A 13,789-nucleotide genomic window follows, 5' to 3' on the forward strand; every position below is an offset into this window, starting at 1 on the left:
CATTACCCGCTTGTCGGCGGCCTGTCAGCACCGGCCCGCGACTCGACTTGCCGCAGACGCGAAAAACCCCGACAGGTTGCCCGGCCGGGGTTTTCGTTCGGACGTCTGGAAGTCCGTATGTGCGGCGCTTACTCGGCGTCGACGGCTTCGGTCTGCGGGCGACCGACCAGCTCGACGTACGCCATCGGCGCGTTGTCGCCATCGCGGAAACCGCACTTCAGGATGCGCAGGTAGCCGCCGGGACGCTCGCGGTAGCGCGGGCCCAGCTCGACGAACAGCTTGCCCACCGCTTCCTTGTCGCGCAGGCGCGCGAAGGCGAGGCGACGGTTGGCGACGCCGTCGGTCTTGGCCAGGGTGATCAGCGGCTCGGCGACGCGGCGCAGTTCCTTGGCCTTCGGCAGGGTGGTGCGGATCAGCTCGTGCTTGAACAGCGACGAAGCCATGTTCTTGAACATCGCTTCACGGTGGGCGCTGGTGCGGTTGAGCTTGCGACCGGATTTCATGTGGCGCATGGCGAATACTCTCTTCAGGTCTGTTGTTATGAAGCGCTGGCACTTGTGTCCAGCACCCCGCGGTTACCCGCTTTTATGGCCTCGTCGAAGCAAGGCTCTTTTTAAAATCCCCCATCGGAGCAAGAGCTCTTGTGAGGAGTGCGGCCATGGATGGCCGCTTTTGGTGCTTGGCCAGAGCGCTACAAACGCTCTGGCCAAGATTCAGCTACAGCAGTGATCAGGGACGATCACATCAACCAAGTTGCATGCCGTGCGAGAGACCAGCCGGCGGCCAGTTCTCCAGCTTCATGCCCAGGGCCAGGCCGCGCGAGCCAAGGACGTCCTTGATCTCGGTGAGCGACTTCTTGCCCAGGTTCGGCGTCTTCAGCAGCTCGACCTCGGTCTTCTGCACCAGGTCGCCGATGTAGTAGATGCTCTCGGCCTTCAGGCAGTTCGCCGAACGCACGGTGAGCTCCAGATCGTCGATCGGACGCAGCAGCAGCGGATCGAAACCGCTCTTCTCGGCCTTGTCGGTGGCGCTCTCGCGACGCGAGAAGTCACCGAACACCGACAGCTGGTCGTTGATGATCTCGGCCGCCTTGCGCACCGCGTCCTCGGCGCCGATGGTGCCGTTGGTCTCGATGTCGAGCACCAGCTTGTCGAGGTTGGTGCGCTGCTCGACACGAGCGGCGTCCACTTCGTAAGCCACGCGCAGCACCGGCGCAAACGAGGCGTCGAGCTGCAGGCGACCGATCGGGCGCGCTTCGTCGTCCGGATGGACGCGCGAGCTGGCCGGCTGGTAACCCACGCCGCGACGCACCTTCAGGCGCATGTTGAGCGCGATGTCCTTGGTCAGGTGGCAGATCACGTGCTCGGGGTTGATGATCTCCACCGAGTGGTCGACGACGATGTCGCCGGCCGTGACCACGCCCTTGCCCTTCTTGGACAGGGTGAGGGTGACTTCGTCGCCGGTATGCTGGCGAATCGCCACGTCCTTGAGGTTCAGCAGGACTTCGATCACGTCCTCCTGCAGGCCCTCGAGCGTGGTGTATTCGTGCAGCACGCCGTCGATCTCGACCTCGACGATGGCGCTGCCGGGGATCGAGGAGAGCAGCACGCGGCGCAGCGCGTTGCCCAGGGTATGGCCGAAGCCACGCTCGAGCGGCTCGACCACCACCTTGGCGCGATTGGCTCCGAGCTGTTCGACGCTGAGGCCGCGCGGCCGCAGTACGCTAGTTGACGAAACTGCCATGCAGAGCTCCGGTGATTACTTCGAGTAAAGCTCGACGATCAACGCCTCGTTGATGTCGGACGGCAGGTCGCCGCGATCCGGCACCGTCTTGAACGTGCCTTCGAATTTCTTGCTGTCGACCTCGACCCAACCCGGACGCAGGTCCATGGTGTCGAACACGGTCGCCGCTTCCTGCACGCGCAGCTGGCTGCGGGCGCGCTCGGTCAGCGCGATCGCGTCGCCCGGCTTGACCTGGTAGGAAGGAATGTTGACCTTCTTGCCGTTGACCAGGATCGCCTTGTGGGCGACCAGCTGGCGGGCCTGCGCGCGGGTGACCGCGAAACCCATGCGGTAGACGACGTTGTCCAGGCGGCTCTCGAGCAGGCGCAGCAGGTTCTCGCCGGTGTTGCCCTTGAGGGTCGACGCCTTGGTGTAGTAGTTGCCGAACTGGCGCTCGAGCACACCGTAGATGCGCTTGACCTTCTGCTTCTCGCGCAGCTGGACGGCGTAGTCGGACATGCGCATGCGCTTGTTGGCGCCATGCTGGCCGGGCTTGTTCTCCAGCTTGCACTTGGAGTCGATCGCGCGGGCCGGGCTCTTGAGGCTCAGGTCGGCGCCTTCGCGGCGGGCGAGCTTGCAGGTAGCTCCACGATAACGTGCCATGGTTGTGCTCCTTAGACTCGACGCTTCTTGGGGGGACGGCAGCCGTTATGCGGGATCGGCGTGACGTCGATGATGTTGAGCACCTTGTAACCCAAGGCGTTCAGCGAACGCACGGCCGACTCGCGACCCGGGCCCGGGCCCTTGATGCGCACTTCCACGGTCTTCACGCCGTAGTCGCCGGCGGCACGGCCAGCCTTCTCGGCGGCGACCTGGGCGGCGAACGGGGTCGACTTGCGCGAACCGCGGAAACCCGCGCCGCCGGCAGTCGCCCACGACAGGGCGTTGCCCTGGCGATCGGTGATGGTGACGATGGTGTTGTTGAAGGAGGCCTGCACGTGGGCCACGGCATCCGTGACAACGCGCTTGATCTTCTTCTTGGTCTTGACAGGCTTGGCCATATTCTCGATCCGTTACTTCTTGATGGCGCGACGCGGGCCCTTGCGGGTGCGTGCGTTGGTACGCGTGCGCTGGCCGCGCACCGGCAGGCCGCGGCGATGGCGCAGGCCGCGATAGCAGCCCAGATCCATCAGGCGCTTGATCGCCATGCCCACTTCGCGGCGCAGGTCGCCTTCCACGACGTACTTGGCGATTTCCGCGCGAAGCTTTTCCACTTCGCCTTCACTCAGCGACTTGATCTGGGTGGTGGGAACCACGCCAGCGTCCGCGCAGACCTTCTTGGCCCGGTTGCGGCCGATGCCGTAAATGCTCTGCAGGCCAACCCAGACATGCTTCTGGACCGGCAAATTGACACCCGCGATGCGCGCCATGATGTACTTTCTCCGATGCGTTTCGTGCGCGGTAAACGCGCAATATTAACCTGAATTACCTTGACAGGAAAGCCCTGCGGCGCCCAACGCCGCCCAGCCTCCGGTTTTTCGACCTGCCCCGTTCGCACCAGCAGCCACTAGTTGCGACGGAGATTGGCCTTCTTGAGCAGACTCTCGTACTGGTGGCTGACCAGGTGCGCCTGCACCTGCGCCGTGAAATCCATCACCACGACCACCACGATCAGCAGTGACGTGCCACCGAAATAGAACGGCACGTGCCAGAACTTCTGCATGAACGACGGCACCAGGCAGACCAGCACCAGGTACAGCGCGCCGACGCCGGTCAACCGGGTCATCACGCCGTCGATGTAGCTGGCCGTGGCGCGACCCGGGCGGATGCCCGGAATCAGCGCGCCGGAGCGCTTGAGGTTATCCGCCGTCTCGTCCGCGTTGAACACGATCGCGGTGTAGAAGAACGCGAAACCGATCACCAGCACCGAATACACGATGTCGTACAACGGCTCACCCGGGTTCAGCGCCTGGGTCAGGTCCTGCAGCCAGCGCGCCTGGTGGCCGGTGCCGAACCAGCTCACCGCGGTGGCCGGGAACATCAGCAGGCTGGACGCGAAGATCGGCGGGATCACGCCCGACATGTTGATCTTCAGCGGCAGGTTCGAACTCTGGTTCTGGTAGGCACGCTGGCCACCGGACCGCCGCGCATAGTTCACCGTGATCCGCCGCTGCGCGCGCTCCATGAACACGCAGAACGCCGTCACGCCCAGCACGATCGCGAACACGATCAGCAGCATCAGCACCGACAGCTCGCCGTTGCTGGACATGCCCAGGGTGTGCACCACCGCGCCCGGCAGACCGGCCACGATGCCGGCGAAGATCAGCAGCGAAATGCCGTTGCCGATGCCGCGCTCGGTCATCTGCTCGCCCAGCCACATCAGGAACATGGTGCCGGCGGTCAGACCCACCACCGAGGCCAGCACGAAGCCGAAGCCCGGGGTGTACACCACTGGCGCACCGCCCGCCGCGACCTGCTTCTGCAGCGCCACCGCGATGCCGAAGGACTGGAACAATGCCAGGCCCACGGTGCCGATGCGGGTGTACATCGTCATCTTGCGCTTGCCGGACTCGCCTTCCTTGCGCAGCGCCTGCAGGCTCGGCACCACCGAACCCATCATCTGGATCACGATGGACGCCGAGATGTACGGAATCACGCCCAGCGCGAACACCGAGAAGCGCGCCAGCGCACCGCCCGAGAACATGTTGAACATGTCCATCAGGCCGTTGCCGTTGACCAGGTTGGTCATCGCGTCGGGGTTCACGCCCGGCACGGGGATGAACGAACCGAGACGGAACACCACCAGCGCACCGATCACGAAGAAGATGCGCTGACGCAGTTCGGTCAGTTTGCCGAGCTTGCCGAGTGCGTTGCCCTTGGCTTGAGCCACCGTGATTACTCCACGCTGCCGCCGGCCGCCTCGATGGCTGCCTTGGCGCCAGCCGTGGCCAGCAGACCCGACAGCTTCACCGCACGACCGATTTCACCCTTCAGCACGACCTTGACCTTCTTCGCGCGGCTGTCGATCAGGCCAGCCTGATGCAGCACGATCGCGTCGATCACGTCAGCCTTGAGGCTGGCCAGCTGATACAGGAACACCTGCTGGCTCTCGGCCTTCAGCTTGGAGCGGAAGCCGACCTTGGGCAGGCGACGCTGCAGCGGCATCTGACCGCCTTCGAAGCCGTACTTGTGGGTGCCGCCGGCGCGGGCGTGCTGACCCTTGTGACCGCGACCGGCCGTCTTGCCGAGGCCCGAACCGATGCCGCGACCCACGCGCAGGCGCGTCTTGCGCGAACCGGCGGCGGGCTTGATGTCGTTGAGACGCATGATGATTACTCCTCGACCTGCACCAGGTAGTAGACCGTGTTGATCAGGCCACGCACCTGCGGGCTGTCCTTCAGCTCGCGGACGTCGTTGGTCTTGTTCAGGCCCAGCGCCTTGACGCTGAGACGATGCCGCGCCTGCACGCCGCGCAGGCCCTTCACCAGGCGCACGCGCACGGTGCCGGCGGTTTCGTTCTTCTTAGCCATTGCCCAGCACCTCGTCCACGGTCTTGCCACGCTTGGCCGCGATCTGCTTCGGCGAAGCCACCGCCTGCAGGCCCTTGATGGTGGCGCGCACCAGGTTGATCGGGTTGCGCGAACCGACGGCCTTGGCCAGCACGTTCTTCACGCCGACCACTTCCAGCACGGCGCGCATGGCGCCGCCGGCGATCACGCCGGTACCTTCGGAGGCCGGCTGCATGTAGACGCGGGCCGCGCCGTGGTTGGCCTTGATGGCGTACCACAGGGTGCCGTTGTTCAGGTCGATGTTGACCATGTTGCGGCGGGCGCGCTCCATGGCCTTGGAGATGGCCACCGGCACTTCACGCGCCTTGCCATAGCCGAAGCCGACTTTGCCCTCGCCGTCGCCGACCACGGTCAGCGCGGTGAAGCTCATCTGGCGGCCACCCTTGACGGTCTTGGCCACGCGGTTGACGGCAATCAGCTTCTCGAGCAGGCCGTCCGAATTTTCGCGATCGTTGGAAGACATATCTCTATTCCGTGTGCCCGGACCATCCGGGACTTTTGCTTGCGGCTGCGCCGCTTGTTGTTGTGTGCTGCTGTGGCGAGGCGGAATTCAGGGAATCCCGACCCTGCTGCTTAGAACTTCAGGCCGGCTTCGCGAGCCGCGTCGGCCAGCGCCTTGATGCGACCGTGGTAGCGGAAGCCGGAGCGATCGAACGCCACCGACTCCACGCCGGCAGCCAGCGCGCGCTCGGCGACGGCCTTGCCCACCGCGGCAGCCGCGGCGAGGTTCTTGGTGCCTTTCAGGCCTTCGGCCACCGACTTCTGCACGGTGGAAGCAGCCGCCACCACCTTGTCGCCGGAGGCGTCGAACACCTGGGCGTAGAGGTGCTGACCGGTACGGTGCACCGACAGGCGGGCCACGGCCAGCTTGCGGATGTGCGCGCGCGTGGACTTGGCACGGCGCAGGCGGGATTCGTTCTTGTTCATCGTCATATTCCTCGAAAGCGGATCGGCTCGAAATGCGGGATCTGTCTAGCCTGCTTTTTTGAATAGTGCAGCCATGGATGGCCGCCTCTTCGCGCAGGGACAGCGCATTTATGCCTTCTTGGCTTCCTTCAGGGTGATCTTCTCGCCGGCATAGCGCACGCCCTTGCCCTTGTAGGGCTCCGGGGCACGGAAGGCACGGATCTTGGCGGCAACCTGGCCCACCACCTGCTTGTCGGCACCCTTGATCAGGATTTCCGTCTGCGTCGGGGTTTCCAGGGTGATGCCGGCCGGAGCCTCGAACACCACCGGGTGCGAGAAGCCCAGGCTCAGATTCAGCGCCTTGCCGGCCATGGACGCGCGGTAACCCACGCCGACCAGTTCCAGCTTGCGCTCGTAACCCTCGGACACGCCCTTGACCATGTTGGCCAGCAGTGCGCGCGCGGTACCGCCGAACTTGTCGTCGGCGCCTTCGGCCAGTTCGATGTTGACGGCTTCGCCGTCCACCTTGACCGACACGCCTGGCAGCGCGTGGATGGCCAGCGTGCCCTTCGGGCCCTTCACGGAAATGCTGTCGGCCGCAGCCTTCAGCTCCACGCCCTTCGGCAGGTTGATCGTCTTCTTGGCAACACGTGACATCGTCGGCTCCTTAGGCGACCTGGCCGATGACTTCGCCGCCCAGACCCTTGGCGCGGGCCTGCGCGTCGGTCAGCAGACCGGCGGACGTCGAGATGATCGAGATGCCCAGACCGCCGAGCACCTTCGGCAGTTCGTCCTTGCCGCGGTAGATGCGCAGGCCGGAGCGGCTGACGCGGGAAATGGACTCGATGGCCGGACGGCCCTCGAAGTACTTCAGCTTGATCTCGAGCACGGGCTTGCCCTCCTCCTGGGAGGTCTGCACGTCGAGAACGTAACCTTCATTCTTGAGAAGGTTGGCGATGGCCACCTTCAGCTTCGACGACGGCATGCGTACCGTCGACTTGCTCATCAGCTGAGCGTTGCGGACACGCGTGAACATGTCGGCGATGGGATCAGTCATGCTCATGAAAACATCCTTCAGAGTGCACCGATATCCGATAAAACCGGAAATCAACCAAGTTGTGATGCCGACGGGAAGCCGGCCTGCCTTGCGCAGACCGACAACTGTATCAGCTTTGCCGGTGTTTGGCGAATACCGTTGCGAAAACGCAACGTAGACGGCGCCAAGGCGCCGCCGGGTGACCTGGCCCGCAAGCAGGCCGGGACGGTGGATCTGTTACCAGCTGGCCTTGCGCAGGCCCGGCACGTCGCCACGCATGGTGGCTTCGCGCAGCTTGTTGCGGCCAAGGTTGAACTTGGCGTACACGGCGCGCGGACGACCGGTCAGCGCGCAACGGGTACGCTGGCGGATCGGGCTGGCGTCGCGCGGCAGCTTCTGCAGCTTACCCTGCGCGTCCATCTTCTCCTCGTAGGAGGCGGTGGCGCTCAGCACGATCGCCTTCAGTTCGGCGCGCTTGGCGGCGTACTTCTTGACGAGCTTGGTCCGCTTGATGTCGCGGTTGACCATCGAGGTCTTTGCCATGAATAAATGCTCTCTTTTGAAGAGTCCGGCCATGGATGACCGGTTTTCTCTCGATCACGGATGATCGTTTAGTTCCTAAACGGAAAGCTGAAGGCTTCCAGCAGCGCCTTGGCTTCGGCATCGGTCTTCGCGGTCGTGGTGATCGCGATGTCCATGCCGCGCATCGCATCGACGGCGTCGAAGTCGATTTCCGGGAAGATGATCTGTTCCTTCACGCCGAAGTTGAAATTGCCACGGCCGTCGAAGGCGCGGCCCGACACGCCGCGGAAGTCGCGGGTACGGGGCAGCGAAATGTTGATCAGGCGATCCAGGAATTCGAACATCTGGGCGCGGCGCAAGGTGACCTTGCAACCGATCGGCCAGCCGTCGCGGATCTTGAACGAGGCCACGGAAACGCGCGCCTTGGTCGTGATCGGCTTCTGACCCGAGATCTTCGCCATGTCGGCCACGGCATTCTCGAGGATCTTCTTGTTGCCCGCGGCTTCGCCCACGCCCATGTTCAGCGTGATCTTGGTGATGCGGGGAACCTGCATCACGTTCTGGTAGCCGAACTTCTCGGTGAGCTTCGGCACTACCTGCTCTTTGTAAAACGTCTCAAGGCGCGTCATGTCAGTATTCCTTACGCGTCCACGACCTCGCCATTCGAACGGAACACGCGGACCTTGCGCCCATCAACGAGCGTCTTGGTGCCAACGCGTTCACCCTTGTTCGTGGCGGGGTTGAACAGCTGCACATTGGAGAGATGGATCGAGGCCTCACGCTCGACGATGCCGCCGGCCTGGTTGGCCTGCGGATTCGGCTTGGTGTGGCGCTTGACCAGGTTCACGTTGGAGACGTACACGCGGTCGTCTGCAACGCGCAGCACTTCGCCGCGCTGGCCCTTGTTCTTGCCGGCGATCACGAGGACCTGATCACCTTTGCGGATACGGTTCATGTTCTTGACTCCGCTCAGAGCACTTCGGGCGCGAGCGAGACGATCTTCATGAACTTCTCGCTGCGCAGCTCGCGGGTGACCGGCCCGAAGATACGGGTGCCGATCGGCTCGAGCTTGTTGTTGAGGAGCACCGCTGCATTACCGTCGAAACGGATCAGCGAGCCATCGGGACGGCGCACACCCTTGGCGGTGCGAACCACCACGGCGTTGTACACCTCGCCCTTCTTCACCTTGCCGCGGGGAATGGCATCCTTCACGGTGACCTTGATCACGTCACCGATCGCGGCGTAACGGCGCTTGGAACCGCCGAGCACCTTGATGCACATCAGTTCCTTGGCACCGCTGTTGTCCGCCGCGGAGAGCGTGCTTTGCATCTGGATCATGTCTGCACCCTCCTCTTAGACGGCCGCGCGGGTGACGATTTCGACCACGCGGTGATGCTTGGTCTTGGACAGCGGGCGGCACTCGGCGATGCGCACGAGGTCGCCCTCGTTCGCGCCGAGGTCGTCCTGCGCGTGCAGCTTGGTCGATCGGCGCACGATCTTGCCCAGCAGGCCGTGCTGCACCTGGCGCTCGATCAGGACGGTGACCGTCTTGTCCATCTTGTTGCTGATGACGCGACCTTCGAGGGTGCGCGCCCCGCTCTTGACAGCGGTGTTCTGGTTGTCACTCATATCGGCGGTCCCTTACTTCTTGCCGCCGAGCACGAATTTCGTGCGGGCGATGTCGCGCCGGACGCGGCGCAGCTGATGCGGCTGGCTGAGCTGGCCGACACCCTTCTGCATGCGCAGATTGAACTGTTCCTTGCGCAGGTCCAGCAGGTGCTGATTGAGCTCTTCGGCCGACTTAGTGGTCAGATCTTTGATGGCCATATCACATCACCGCCCGGGTCACGAACTGGGTCTGCACCGAGAGCTTGGCGGCGGCCAGGCGGAACGCCTCGCGTGCCGAAGCCTCGTCGATGCCCTCGATTTCATAGAGCATGCGGCCGGGCTGGATCGGGGCGACCCAGAATTCCACGCCGCCCTTGCCGGCGCCCATGCGCACTTCGATCGGCTTCTTGGTGATCGGCTTGTCCGGGAACACGCGGATCCACAGCTTGCCGCCGCGCTTCACGAAGCGGGTGATGCAACGACGACCGGCCTCGATCTGGCGCGCGGTGAGCGCACCATGGGTGGTCGCCTTCAGGCCGAACTCGCCGAAGCTGACGAGGTTGGCGCACTGAGCCAGACCGTCATTGCGGCCCTTGAACTGCTTGCGGTATTTGGTTCGCTTGGGTTGCAACATGGCAACTCTCCTTACTTCGCCGTACGCTCGCGACGGCCTTCGCCATCACGATCACGGCGCGACTCGCGGTCACGACGGCCTTCGCCACCCTCGCGGCGCGACGGCGCCGGGGACTCGTCCTTCGGTTCCTGGCCGATCTGGGCCACGTCGAAGATCTCGCCCTTGTAGACCCACACCTTGATGCCGATGATGCCGTACTGCGTCTTGGCCTCGGCGGTGCCGTAGTCGATGTCCGCACGCAGGGTATGCAGCGGCACGCGACCTTCGCGGGCCCATTCGGAACGGGCGATCTCGGCACCGTTCAGGCGGCCGGACACGTTGATCTTGATGCCCAGCGCGCCCAGGCGCATCGCATTGCCCACCGAGCGCTTCATCGCGCGACGGAACATGATGCGGCGCTCGAGCTGCTGCGCGATCGATTCGGCCACCAGCTGGGCGTCCAGCTCGGGCTTGCGCACTTCGTTGACGTTGATGTGCGTCGGAACGCCCATCAGGTCGCTGACTTCCTTGCGCAGCTTCTCGATGTCCTCGCCCTTCTTGCCGATCACCACGCCCGGGCGGGCGGTGTGGATCGTCACGCGCGCGGTCTTGGCCGGGCGCTCGATCTGGATCTTCGAGATGCCGGCGGCAGCCAGCTTCTTCTTCAGCATCTCGCGGACCTTGATGTCAGCCACGAGATACTTCGCGTAGTCGCCCTTGTTGGCGTACCACTTGGCGTTCCAGTCCCTGGCGATGCCGAGGCGGATGCCGGTGGGATGAACTTTGTGACCCATCGTCTTCTTCCTCTTACTCGCCAACGACCACGGTGATGTGGCTGGTGCGCTTCAGGATGCGGGAACCGCGGCCTTTGGCCCGGGCATACATGCGCTTCATCGCCGGACCTTCGTCCACGAAGATGCGCGCGACCTTCAGCTCGTCGACATCGGCGCCGAGGTTGTTCTCGGCGTTGGCGACGGCCGACAGCAGCACCTTGCGGACAAGGTGTGCGGCCTTCTTGTTGGTGAACTGGAGCACGTCGCTGGCCCGGCCCACGGGCATGCCGCGGACCAGGTCTGCCACCAGGCGTGCCTTCTGCGCCGAGATGCGGGCGCTGCGCAGGATCGCTTTGGCTTCGGTGCTCATCACTTGCCCTTCTTGTCGCCGACGTGGCCCTTGAAGGTGCGGGTCACCGCGAACTCGCCGAGCTTGTGCCCGACCATGTTCTCGTTGACGAGCACCGGCACGTGCTGGCGGCCGTTGTGGATGGCGATGGTCAGGCCCACCATTTCGGGCAGGATCATCGAGCGGCGCGACCAGGTCTTGATCGGACGCTTGTTGTTGGCGGAAACCGCGGCTTCCACCTTCTTGGCGAGGTGAAGGTCGACAAACGGACCTTTCTTCAGAGAGCGTGGCATGTCGGGTTCCTGTTACTTGCGACGACGCACGATGAACTGCTGCGTGCGCTTGTTGTTGCGGGTCTTGTAACCCTTGGTCGGCGTGCCCCACGGGCTGACCGGATGACGGCCGCCGGAGGTACGGCCTTCACCACCGCCGTGCGGATGGTCGACCGGGTTCATCACCACGCCGCGGACGGTCGGACGGATGCCCAGCCAGCGCTTGGCGCCGGCCTTGCCGAGCTTCTTCAGGCTGTGCTCGCCGTTGCCGACTTCGCCGATGGTGGCGCGGCACTCGACCGGCACGCGGCGCATTTCACCGGAGCGCAGGCGCAGCGTGGCGTAGCCGGACTCGCGGGCCACCAGCTGCACCGAGGCACCGGCGGAACGGGCGATCTGCGCGCCCTTGCCGGGCTTCATCTCGATGCAGTGGATGGTGGAACCCACCGGGATGCTGCGCAGTTGCAGGCAGTTGCCGGCCTTGATCGGCGCGTCGTGGCCGGACAGCAGGCGGTCGCCCACCTGCACGCCCTTCGGCGCGATGATGTAGCGGCGCTCGCCGTCGGCGTAGCACAGCAGCGCGATATGCGCGGTGCGGTTCGGATCGTATTCGATGCGCTCGACCTTGGCGGCAATACCTTCCTTGTCGCGCTTGAAATCGATGATGCGGTAAGCCTGCTTGTGACCGCCGCCGCGATGACGCGTGGTGATGCGACCGAAATGGTTGCGACCACCCGTCTTCGACTGGCTTTCGGTCAGCGGCGCGTACGGCGCGCCCTTGTGCAGCCCCTCGGTGCGGACGCTGACGGCGTCACGACGACCCGGCGAGGTTGGCTTGTGATTGATTAGTGCCATCTCGAGGAACTCCTGGCTCAGGCCTTGGCCGACACGTCGATGGTCTGGCCATCGGCGAGGCGGACGTAGGCCTTGCGCTTGCCCTGGCGGCTGCCAGCGCGGAAACGGAAGGACTTGACCTTGCCCTTGCTGTTGACGAGGTTCACCTGCTCGACCTTGACGTCGAACATCTTCTCCACCGCCTCGCGGACATCGGCCTTGGTCGCCTCGGGGGCAACCACGAATACGTACTGGTTGTGCTCGCTGACGCGAGCCGACTTCTCGGAAATGTGCGGCGCGCGCAGCGTGTCGAGAATGCGTTCGTTGCTCATGCCAGCCACTCCTCGATCTTCTTCACGGCGTCGACCGTCATCACCACGTGGTCGGAACCGACCAGGCTGACCGGGTTCAGCGCCATCACGTCCAGCACGTGCAGGTAGGGGATGTTGCGCGCGGCCAGGTACAGCGCCTCGTTGGCATCCTCGGAGACCAGCAGTACGCGACCGGACACCTCGAGCTCCTTGAGCTTGGCGACCATCGCCTTGGTCTTGGGCTGGTCGACGCCGAAGCCTTCGACCACCTTCAGGCGGCCCTGGCGGTTCAGCTCGGCCAGGATCGAGCGGATCGCCACGCGATACGCCTTGCGATTGACCTTCTGCTCGAAGCTGCGCGGCTTCGCGGCGAAGGTCACGCCGCCGCCCACGAAGATCGGGGCGCGGTAGTCGCCGTGACGGGCGCCGCCGCCCTTCTGCTTCTTGAACTTCTTGGTGGTGCCCGACAGCTCACCGCGCGACAGCTGCGCCTTGGTACCGGCGCGACCGCCGGCCTGGTACGCAACCACCACCTGATGGACCAGGGCCTGCTTGAACTCGCCGCCGAACACTTCGTCCGACACGCTGAGCGGCTTGGCGCCAATGACATTCAGTTCCATGGCGTCTCTCCTCAACCCTTGGTGGTCGGACGGATGACGACGTCGCCACCGGTCGCACCGGGGACAGCGCCCTTCACCGCGATCAGGTGACGCTCGGCGTCGACCTTGACCACTTCCAGACCCTGCTGCGTGCGGTTCACCGCACCCATGTGGCCCGACATCTTCTTGCCCGGGAACACGCGACCCGGCGTCTGGCGCTGGCCGATCGAACCCGGCGCGCGGTGCGACAGCGAGTTGCCGTGCGTCGCATCGCCCATCTTGAAGTTGTGGCGCTTGATGGTGCCCTGGAAGCCCTTGCCCTTCGAGACGCCGGCGACGTCGACGACCTGGCCGACCGAGAACACTTCCTCGGCCTTGATCTCGGCGCCCACGCTGTACTTGCCGAGATCCTCGGCGGACACGCGGAACTCCCACAGACCGCGGCCCGGCTCGACCTTGGCCTTGGCGTAATGGCCCTTCAGCGGCGCCGTCAGCAGGCTGGCGCGCTTCACGCCCGCCGCGACCTGCACCGCGCTGTAGCCATCGTTGTCTTCCGTCTTCAGCTGGGTGACGCGGTTCGGGGTCGCTTCAATCAGCGTCACCGGAATCGAGCGTCCGTCTTCAGTGAAGAGCCGGCTCATGCCGCACTTGCGGCCTACCAGTCCGATACTCATG

The 13,789-nt window shown here is 64.5% G+C and carries 26 protein-coding genes; all 26 read right to left on the minus strand.

Annotation, left to right across the window (positions count from 1 at the left end; genetic code table 11):
- Positions 1–128: 128 nt before the first annotated feature.
- Positions 129–512: a 50S ribosomal protein L17 gene (gene rplQ / locus ABQJ54_RS05835; RefSeq protein WP_367853327.1), complete on the minus strand. Its 384-nt coding sequence runs from the start codon at positions 510–512 to the stop codon at positions 129–131.
- Positions 513–744: 232 nt separating this feature from the next.
- The gene (locus tag ABQJ54_RS05840; RefSeq protein ID WP_181301024.1) at positions 745–1,743 is read right to left on the minus strand and encodes a DNA-directed RNA polymerase subunit alpha; all 999 of its coding nucleotides are present in this window, start codon (positions 1,741–1,743) and stop codon (positions 745–747) included.
- Positions 1,744–1,758: 15 nt separating this feature from the next.
- Positions 1,759–2,385, minus strand: coding sequence for a 30S ribosomal protein S4 (rpsD, locus tag ABQJ54_RS05845; RefSeq protein ID WP_367853328.1), 627 nt, complete (start codon positions 2,383–2,385; stop codon positions 1,759–1,761).
- 11 nt (positions 2,386–2,396) lie between these two features.
- Positions 2,397–2,783: a 30S ribosomal protein S11 gene (gene rpsK, locus ABQJ54_RS05850; protein WP_007513384.1), complete on the minus strand. Its 387-nt coding sequence runs from the start codon at positions 2,781–2,783 to the stop codon at positions 2,397–2,399.
- A 12-nt stretch (positions 2,784–2,795) separates the two neighbouring features.
- Positions 2,796–3,152 carry a 30S ribosomal protein S13 gene (gene rpsM / locus ABQJ54_RS05855; protein WP_367853329.1) on the minus strand — a complete coding sequence of 119 codons (357 nt, stop codon included), beginning with the start codon at positions 3,150–3,152 and terminating at the stop codon, positions 2,796–2,798.
- Positions 3,153–3,289: 137 nt separating this feature from the next.
- The gene (gene secY, locus ABQJ54_RS05860; RefSeq protein WP_367853330.1) at positions 3,290–4,612 is read right to left on the minus strand and encodes a preprotein translocase subunit SecY; all 1,323 of its coding nucleotides are present in this window, start codon (positions 4,610–4,612) and stop codon (positions 3,290–3,292) included.
- Positions 4,613–4,617: 5 nt separating this feature from the next.
- Complete coding sequence (rplO, locus tag ABQJ54_RS05865; protein WP_367853573.1) at positions 4,618–5,055, minus strand: 50S ribosomal protein L15; 438 nt, start codon at positions 5,053–5,055, stop codon at positions 4,618–4,620.
- Entirely contained in the window at positions 5,055–5,252 is a 198-nt protein-coding gene (gene rpmD / locus ABQJ54_RS05870) for a 50S ribosomal protein L30 (RefSeq protein ID WP_181301009.1), read from the minus strand. The genes rplO and rpmD overlap by 1 nt, the downstream gene beginning before the upstream one ends.
- Positions 5,245–5,754, minus strand: a complete 510-nt coding sequence (rpsE, locus tag ABQJ54_RS05875) for a 30S ribosomal protein S5 (protein WP_367853331.1) — start codon at positions 5,752–5,754, stop codon at positions 5,245–5,247. Before rpsE ends, rpmD begins: the two co-directional genes overlap by 8 nt.
- Positions 5,755–5,864: 110 nt before the next feature.
- Positions 5,865–6,224, minus strand: coding sequence for a 50S ribosomal protein L18 (gene rplR / locus ABQJ54_RS05880; protein WP_367845222.1), 360 nt, complete (start codon positions 6,222–6,224; stop codon positions 5,865–5,867).
- Between the two features lie 102 nt (positions 6,225–6,326).
- On the minus strand, positions 6,327–6,854 hold the full coding sequence (gene rplF, locus ABQJ54_RS05885) for a 50S ribosomal protein L6 (protein ID WP_367853332.1): 528 nt from the start codon (positions 6,852–6,854) through the stop codon (positions 6,327–6,329).
- 10 nt (positions 6,855–6,864) lie between these two features.
- Positions 6,865–7,260 (minus strand): 30S ribosomal protein S8, encoded by a 396-nt coding sequence (rpsH, locus tag ABQJ54_RS05890; protein WP_367853333.1) that lies wholly within the window; start codon positions 7,258–7,260, stop codon positions 6,865–6,867.
- 210 nt (positions 7,261–7,470) lie between these two features.
- The gene (rpsN, locus tag ABQJ54_RS05895; protein WP_367853334.1) at positions 7,471–7,776 is read right to left on the minus strand and encodes a 30S ribosomal protein S14; all 306 of its coding nucleotides are present in this window, start codon (positions 7,774–7,776) and stop codon (positions 7,471–7,473) included.
- A gap of 68 nt (positions 7,777–7,844) precedes the next feature.
- A complete protein-coding gene (gene rplE / locus ABQJ54_RS05900; protein ID WP_192164571.1) occupies positions 7,845–8,384 on the minus strand; it encodes a 50S ribosomal protein L5 in 540 nt (179 codons plus the stop codon).
- A gap of 11 nt (positions 8,385–8,395) precedes the next feature.
- On the minus strand, positions 8,396–8,710 hold the full coding sequence (gene rplX, locus ABQJ54_RS05905) for a 50S ribosomal protein L24 (RefSeq protein WP_367853335.1): 315 nt from the start codon (positions 8,708–8,710) through the stop codon (positions 8,396–8,398).
- Positions 8,711–8,724: 14 nt separating this feature from the next.
- The gene (gene rplN / locus ABQJ54_RS05910; RefSeq protein ID WP_007513359.1) at positions 8,725–9,093 is read right to left on the minus strand and encodes a 50S ribosomal protein L14; all 369 of its coding nucleotides are present in this window, start codon (positions 9,091–9,093) and stop codon (positions 8,725–8,727) included.
- A 15-nt stretch (positions 9,094–9,108) separates the two neighbouring features.
- Entirely contained in the window at positions 9,109–9,384 is a 276-nt protein-coding gene (gene rpsQ, locus ABQJ54_RS05915) for a 30S ribosomal protein S17 (protein WP_367853336.1), read from the minus strand.
- A 12-nt stretch (positions 9,385–9,396) separates the two neighbouring features.
- A complete protein-coding gene (rpmC, locus tag ABQJ54_RS05920) occupies positions 9,397–9,582 on the minus strand; it encodes a 50S ribosomal protein L29 (RefSeq protein ID WP_367853337.1) in 186 nt (61 codons plus the stop codon).
- Between the two features lies 1 nt (position 9,583).
- Positions 9,584–9,997, minus strand: a complete 414-nt coding sequence (gene rplP, locus ABQJ54_RS05925; RefSeq protein WP_367853338.1) for a 50S ribosomal protein L16 — start codon at positions 9,995–9,997, stop codon at positions 9,584–9,586.
- Between the two features lie 11 nt (positions 9,998–10,008).
- Entirely contained in the window at positions 10,009–10,770 is a 762-nt protein-coding gene (gene rpsC, locus ABQJ54_RS05930) for a 30S ribosomal protein S3 (RefSeq protein WP_367853339.1), read from the minus strand.
- Positions 10,771–10,783: 13 nt separating this feature from the next.
- The gene (rplV, locus tag ABQJ54_RS05935) at positions 10,784–11,119 is read right to left on the minus strand and encodes a 50S ribosomal protein L22 (RefSeq protein WP_091340505.1); all 336 of its coding nucleotides are present in this window, start codon (positions 11,117–11,119) and stop codon (positions 10,784–10,786) included.
- Positions 11,119–11,391, minus strand: coding sequence for a 30S ribosomal protein S19 (gene rpsS / locus ABQJ54_RS05940; protein ID WP_077481308.1), 273 nt, complete (start codon positions 11,389–11,391; stop codon positions 11,119–11,121). The genes rplV and rpsS overlap by 1 nt, the downstream gene beginning before the upstream one ends.
- Positions 11,392–11,403: 12 nt before the next feature.
- Complete coding sequence (gene rplB, locus ABQJ54_RS05945) at positions 11,404–12,225, minus strand: 50S ribosomal protein L2 (protein WP_367845231.1); 822 nt, start codon at positions 12,223–12,225, stop codon at positions 11,404–11,406.
- A 17-nt stretch (positions 12,226–12,242) separates the two neighbouring features.
- On the minus strand, positions 12,243–12,536 hold the full coding sequence (gene rplW / locus ABQJ54_RS05950; RefSeq protein WP_192105768.1) for a 50S ribosomal protein L23: 294 nt from the start codon (positions 12,534–12,536) through the stop codon (positions 12,243–12,245).
- Positions 12,533–13,135, minus strand: a complete 603-nt coding sequence (rplD, locus tag ABQJ54_RS05955; RefSeq protein ID WP_367853340.1) for a 50S ribosomal protein L4 — start codon at positions 13,133–13,135, stop codon at positions 12,533–12,535. Before rplD ends, rplW begins: the two co-directional genes overlap by 4 nt.
- An 11-nt stretch (positions 13,136–13,146) precedes the next feature.
- The gene (rplC, locus tag ABQJ54_RS05960) at positions 13,147–13,788 is read right to left on the minus strand and encodes a 50S ribosomal protein L3 (protein ID WP_367853341.1); all 642 of its coding nucleotides are present in this window, start codon (positions 13,786–13,788) and stop codon (positions 13,147–13,149) included.
- Position 13,789 lies beyond the last annotated feature (1 nt).

It is taken from the genome of Rhodanobacter lycopersici, from assembly GCF_040812335.1.
Lineage (GTDB): Bacteria > Pseudomonadota > Gammaproteobacteria > Xanthomonadales > Rhodanobacteraceae > Rhodanobacter_A > Rhodanobacter_A lycopersici.

Coding starts and splice junctions, on each gene's coding strand:
- rplQ (WP_367853327.1), bottom strand. CDS start 512: ATGCGCCACATGAAATCCGGTCGCAAGCTCAACCGCACCAGCGCCCAC.
- ABQJ54_RS05840 (WP_181301024.1), bottom strand. CDS start 1,743: ATGGCAGTTTCGTCAACTAGCGTACTGCGGCCGCGCGGCCTCAGCGTC.
- rpsD (WP_367853328.1), bottom strand. CDS start 2,385: ATGGCACGTTATCGTGGAGCTACCTGCAAGCTCGCCCGCCGCGAAGGC.
- rpsK (WP_007513384.1), bottom strand. CDS start 2,783: ATGGCCAAGCCTGTCAAGACCAAGAAGAAGATCAAGCGCGTTGTCACG.
- rpsM (WP_367853329.1), bottom strand. CDS start 3,152: ATGGCGCGCATCGCGGGTGTCAATTTGCCGGTCCAGAAGCATGTCTGG.
- rpmD (WP_181301009.1), bottom strand. CDS start 5,252: ATGGCTAAGAAGAACGAAACCGCCGGCACCGTGCGCGTGCGCCTGGTG.
- rpsE (WP_367853331.1), bottom strand. CDS start 5,754: ATGTCTTCCAACGATCGCGAAAATTCGGACGGCCTGCTCGAGAAGCTG.
- rplR (WP_367845222.1), bottom strand. CDS start 6,224: ATGACGATGAACAAGAACGAATCCCGCCTGCGCCGTGCCAAGTCCACG.
- rplF (WP_367853332.1), bottom strand. CDS start 6,854: ATGTCACGTGTTGCCAAGAAGACGATCAACCTGCCGAAGGGCGTGGAG.
- rpsH (WP_367853333.1), bottom strand. CDS start 7,260: ATGAGCATGACTGATCCCATCGCCGACATGTTCACGCGTGTCCGCAAC.
- rpsN (WP_367853334.1), bottom strand. CDS start 7,776: ATGGCAAAGACCTCGATGGTCAACCGCGACATCAAGCGGACCAAGCTC.
- rplE (WP_192164571.1), bottom strand. CDS start 8,384: ATGACGCGCCTTGAGACGTTTTACAAAGAGCAGGTAGTGCCGAAGCTC.
- rplX (WP_367853335.1), bottom strand. CDS start 8,710: ATGAACCGTATCCGCAAAGGTGATCAGGTCCTCGTGATCGCCGGCAAG.
- rplN (WP_007513359.1), bottom strand. CDS start 9,093: ATGATCCAGATGCAAAGCACGCTCTCCGCGGCGGACAACAGCGGTGCC.
- rpsQ (WP_367853336.1), bottom strand. CDS start 9,384: ATGAGTGACAACCAGAACACCGCTGTCAAGAGCGGGGCGCGCACCCTC.
- rpmC (WP_367853337.1), bottom strand. CDS start 9,582: ATGGCCATCAAAGATCTGACCACTAAGTCGGCCGAAGAGCTCAATCAG.
- rplP (WP_367853338.1), bottom strand. CDS start 9,997: ATGTTGCAACCCAAGCGAACCAAATACCGCAAGCAGTTCAAGGGCCGC.
- rpsC (WP_367853339.1), bottom strand. CDS start 10,770: ATGGGTCACAAAGTTCATCCCACCGGCATCCGCCTCGGCATCGCCAGG.
- rplV (WP_091340505.1), bottom strand. CDS start 11,119: ATGAGCACCGAAGCCAAAGCGATCCTGCGCAGCGCCCGCATCTCGGCG.
- rpsS (WP_077481308.1), bottom strand. CDS start 11,391: ATGCCACGCTCTCTGAAGAAAGGTCCGTTTGTCGACCTTCACCTCGCC.
- rplB (WP_367845231.1), bottom strand. CDS start 12,225: ATGGCACTAATCAATCACAAGCCAACCTCGCCGGGTCGTCGTGACGCC.
- rplW (WP_192105768.1), bottom strand. CDS start 12,536: ATGAGCAACGAACGCATTCTCGACACGCTGCGCGCGCCGCACATTTCC.
- rplD (WP_367853340.1), bottom strand. CDS start 13,135: ATGGAACTGAATGTCATTGGCGCCAAGCCGCTCAGCGTGTCGGACGAA.
- rplC (WP_367853341.1), bottom strand. CDS start 13,788: ATGAGTATCGGACTGGTAGGCCGCAAGTGCGGCATGAGCCGGCTCTTC.